Source organism: Streptomyces viridosporus, from assembly GCF_002078235.1.
Taxonomy (GTDB): domain Bacteria; phylum Actinomycetota; class Actinomycetes; order Streptomycetales; family Streptomycetaceae; genus Streptomyces; species Streptomyces viridosporus.
The window spans coordinates 1-4,273 of sequence record NZ_MSGP01000551.1 but is presented as its reverse complement, the minus strand read 5'-3'; the positions used below and the strand labels follow the sequence as shown (position 1 = coordinate 4,273).

General features: G+C 71.9%; 4 protein-coding genes. 3 read left to right on the top strand and 1 reads right to left on the bottom strand.

Features of this window, described 5'->3' with window-relative positions:
- Nucleotides 1-199, bottom strand: a 199-nt coding sequence (locus B7L92_RS41685) for a hypothetical protein (protein WP_143626413.1), incomplete at its 3' end; no start/stop codon positions are given.
- A 190-nt stretch (nt 200-389) separates the two neighbouring features.
- On the opposite strand from B7L92_RS41685, the gene B7L92_RS32105 reads away from it, so the two are divergent.
- From B7L92_RS32105 to B7L92_RS32095, 3 genes are all read left to right on the top strand, one after another.
- Entirely contained in the window at nt 390-1,610 is a 1,221-nt protein-coding gene (locus B7L92_RS32105; RefSeq protein WP_081240815.1) for a L,D-transpeptidase, read from the top strand.
- A 165-nt stretch (nt 1,611-1,775) separates the two neighbouring features.
- Complete coding sequence (locus B7L92_RS32100; protein ID WP_255311237.1) at nt 1,776-3,020, top strand: L,D-transpeptidase; 1,245 nt, start codon at nt 1,776-1,778, stop codon at nt 3,018-3,020.
- A 276-nt stretch (nt 3,021-3,296) separates the two neighbouring features.
- Entirely contained in the window at nt 3,297-4,064 is a 768-nt protein-coding gene (locus B7L92_RS32095; protein ID WP_004983224.1) for an enoyl-CoA hydratase/isomerase family protein, read from the top strand.
- Nucleotides 4,065-4,273 lie beyond the last annotated feature (209 nt).

Below are 4,273 nucleotides of genomic sequence, written 5' to 3'. Positions count from 1 at the left end.
CCCACAACGCGAAGTCGGTCCCCGCCACCCCGTCCGGTCCCACCCGGAACCGGGCACCCAGCGGCGTCGGCCGGCCCGGTCGCACGGGCACCGTGGGCACGGGCGCCGTCGGCCGCGCGCCGTTCACGACGGCCGCCGGACGCCCGTTCCCGGTGGCCCGCTCCCCGGCCATCGCCTCCTGCTCGGCTGCGCTGGACACCTGTCAGCCTCCCGCGGCTCGTGGAACGACGGCGGACAGGGGCGTGCGGCGGCCCTCTCTCCCGGATCCGGCCGCGGCTCCCGGCGCGTCGTCCTCCCCACTGTTCTGCCCAGAGCGTGCCTCGCACTCACGTTTCCCCGGGAGGGGGCATGGTCGTTTCCCGGGGACACGGACCGTCGTTGGGCACCGCGTGAGGCACGTACAAGGGCGCGCACGGCGCGCGAGGGTTGCACTGGCCGCCGTACTGGCATGGGCAGGACTGCTGACCGTGATCGTCGGCTGTACCCCGGGCGGCTCCGTCGGCGGGGCGCTCGGCCCGCCGGCGTCCGAGGAGTTCATCCACGTCGCCCCCGACGACGGCAGCAAGGGCGTGCGCCCCGACGCCGGTCTGCGGGTGCGGGTGCCGGACGGGCGGCTGGAGTCGGTGAAGGTCGTCGTGGAGCAGGACGCGCGCCGGTCGTCGGTCCCCGGGCGCGTCTCGGCCGACGGACTGACCTGGAGGCCCGACGACGAACGGCTGGTACTGGCCGCGAAGTACACCGTCGACGCGGTGGCCGTGGACGGCGACGGACGCCGCTCGGCCCGCCACACCACCTTCACGACCCATGTCCCGGCGGAACGCTTCATCGGCTACGTCACCCCGGAGGACCGCTCCACCGTCGGTACCGGGATGATCGTCTCCCTGGAGTTCAACCGGAAGATCGTCCACCGTGCGGCCGTCGAACGCGCCGTCCGGGTCACCTCCCGTCCCGCCGTCGAGGTCCGCCCGCACTGGTTCGGCGACACCCGTCTGGACTTCCGCCCCGAGCGCTACTGGAAGCCGGGCACCCGGGTCACCGTCGAGCTGCGGCTGCGCGACGTGGAGGGGGCCCCCGGGGTCTACGGCCTCCAGCACCGCATGTTCACCTTCACCGTCGGCCGCAGCCAGATCTCCGTGGTCGACGCCTCCCGGCACACCATGCAGGTCAGACGGGACGGCGAACTGCTCACCACCGTGCCGATCACGGCCGGGGCGCCGAAGACCACCACGTACAACGGCAAGATGGTGATCACCGAGATGCTCGAGGTCACCCGCATGGACAGCCGCACGGTCGGCTTCGGCGGCGAGTACGACATCCCCGACGTCCCGCACGCCATCCGCCTGACGAGCTCCGGCACCTTCCTGCACGGCAACTACTGGACCGAGACCGATGTGTTCGGCCGCCGGAACGTCAGCCACGGTTGCATCGGCCTGCGCGACGTGCAGGGCGGCGGCGCGGACACCCCGGCGGGCTGGTTCTTCGACCGCAGCCTCGTCGGCGACGTCGTCGAGGTGGTCAACAGCAAGGACAAGGAGGTCGCCCCCGACAACGGCCTCGGCGGCTGGAACATGAGCTGGGAGGAGTGGACGGCGGGCAGTGCGGTGAAATGACCCGGCCGGCGGGCCGGTCTCCCCGGGCGGCGAAGTTGGGACGGAACGGTGACCATTCCGCCTCGTCCCACGCCCCTGGCCTGTGGTTACTATGCGCCGGAGCGCGCGAGGGGCGCGCGGGGGCGCGGGTCGGCCGGGGTCGGGGCCCGCCGAGGGGAGAACAAGTTGAACGTGGGGCCGATATCGGGGGCGTCGGTGGGCGCACGGGGGCGCGGTGGCCGGAAGGTGGCGGCGCTGGCGCTCGGGGTGATGCTGGCGGTGACCGCCTGCGGCGGGGAGGCGGACCCGGGGTCCGGCGCGGGTGAGGGCAAGGGCAAGGGCAAGGAGGCGGCCGCGGCGCAGAGCAAGCAGTCCGAGGCCGTCGTCGGCATCGTGCCCGAGGACGGCGCGAAGTCCGTGAAGACCAGCGGCGCGCTGAAGGTGAGCGCCGCTCGGGGCAAGCTGACCGAGGTCGTCGTCAAGGACCCGGACGGCGAGCGGGTCGAGGGGCGGATATCCGGCGACGGCGCCACCTGGACGCCCTCCACCCACCTGGCCGCCTCCACCACGTACACCGTGCACGCGGTCGCCGAGGACTCCGAGGGCCGCACCGCCGCCGAGGACTCCCGCTTCACCACCCTGACGCCGAAGAACACCTTCATCGGCCACTTCACGCCCGAGGACGGCTCCAAGGTCGGCGTCGGCATGCCGTTCTCCCTCCGCTTCACCCGGGGCATCACCAACCCCGAGGACGTCGAGAAGGCCATCCGCATCACGACCGAGCCGGCCGTCGAGGTCGCGGGCCACTGGTTCGGCAACGACCGCCTCGACTTCCGCCCGGAGAAGTACTGGAAGGCCGGCACCAAGGTCACCGTCGACCTCGACCTCGACGGCGTGGAGGGCCGCCCCGGCGTCTACGGCGAGCAGGACAAGACCGTCTCCTTCACCATCGGCCGCGAGCAGGTCTCCGTCGTCGACGCCAAGAAGCACACGATGGAGGTGAAGCGGGACGGCAAGGTCATCAAGACCATCCCGGTCACCACCGGTGCCCCGGGCACCGAGACCTGGAACGGCCAGATGGTCATCACCGAGCGGCTCAAGGTGACCCGGATGAACGGCGAGACGGTCGGGTTCGGCGGCGAGTACGACATCAAGGACGTCCCGCACGCCATGCGCCTGAGCACCTCGGGCACCTTCATCCACGGCAACTACTGGGGCGGCGACGCCTTCGGCAACTACAACGCCAGCCACGGCTGCATCGGACTGCGCGACACCCGCGGCGGCTGGGACAAGAAGGCCCCGGGCGCCTGGTTCTTCGACAACTCCATGATCGGTGACGTGGTGGTCGTCAAGAACTCCAAGGACGCCACCATCGCTCCGGACAACGGCCTCAACGGCTGGAACATGTCCTGGGAGAAGTGGAAGGCGTAACCGCCGTCCGACCTGCGCGGCCCCGGTGCGACCCATGGCACCGGGGCCGTCGCCGTCTGCGTGCGAGCGACCGCACCGACCCGGTTTCCGTCGGTCGCCGTGCTGTGTCAGTCCGGGGGCGGCTCCCGGGCCCCCGGCCGGGTGTGAGCGACCGCACCGGCCCGGTTTCCGTTAGTCGCCGTGCTGTGTTCGCCCGGGTGGCGACCCCCGGGCCCCCGGCCGGGTGTGAGCGACCGCACCGACCCGGTTTCCGTTAGTCGCCGTTAACCTGCTGGCATGACCGTACACCTCGAAGTCGCGGACGGCGTCGGCACGCTGCGCCTGGACCGTCCGCCCATGAACGCGCTGGACGTCGCCACGCAGGACCGGCTGAAGGAACTCGCCGAGGAGGCCGCGCGCCGCGACGACGTGCGCGCCGTGGTGATCTACGGCGGCGAGAAGGTGTTCGCGGCGGGCGCGGACATCAAGGAGATGCAGGCCATGGACCACACCGCGATGGTCCTGCGCGCCCGCGGCCTCCAGGACTCCTTCACCGCCGTGGCCCGCATCCCCAAGCCGGTGGTGGCCGCGGTGACGGGCTACGCGCTCGGCGGCGGCTGCGAGCTCGCGCTCTGCGCCGACTACCGCATCGCCGGGGAGAACGCCAAGCTGGGCCAGCCGGAGATCCTGCTCGGCCTCATCCCCGGCGCGGGCGGCACCCAGCGCCTGTCCCGGCTGATCGGCCCGTCCCGGGCGAAGGACCTCATCTTCACGGGCCGTCAGGTCAGGGCCGACGAGGCGCTGGCGCTCGGCCTGGTGGACCGCGTGGTGCCCGCCGAGGAGGTCTACGCGCAGGCGCACGCGTGGGCCGCGAAGCTGGCCCAGGGCCCGGCGATCGCCCTGCGGGCCGCCAAGGAGGCCGTCGACGCCGGCCTCGAGACGGACATCGACACCGGCCTCGCCATCGAGCGCAACTGGTTCGCGGGGCTGTTCGCCACCGAGGACCGCGAGCGGGGGATGCGCAGCTTCGTGGAGGAGGGCCCCGGCAAGGCGAAGTTCCTCTGAGCCCCACGGAACCTCCGAAAACCCGTTCCGGGTCTTGCAATTGACGCGATGTCTCATCCGGGCCCCTCGGCGGAGCGGTTTATGGGAGCCTTAAGGCACCCTTAAGCCTCTCGTGTCGAGGGAGCCCGTCGATTGCCGCACAGCGAACCGTTTCCGCAGACCGGGCGGGACGCTGACGGCTCCGAGATGCCGTCGGCATATGCCGACGG

Excerpts from the sequence above, each read along its gene's own strand:
- B7L92_RS32095 (WP_004983224.1), top strand. The coding sequence starts at position 3,297 with ATGACCGTACACCTCGAAGTCGCGGACGGCGTCGGCACGCTGCGCCTG.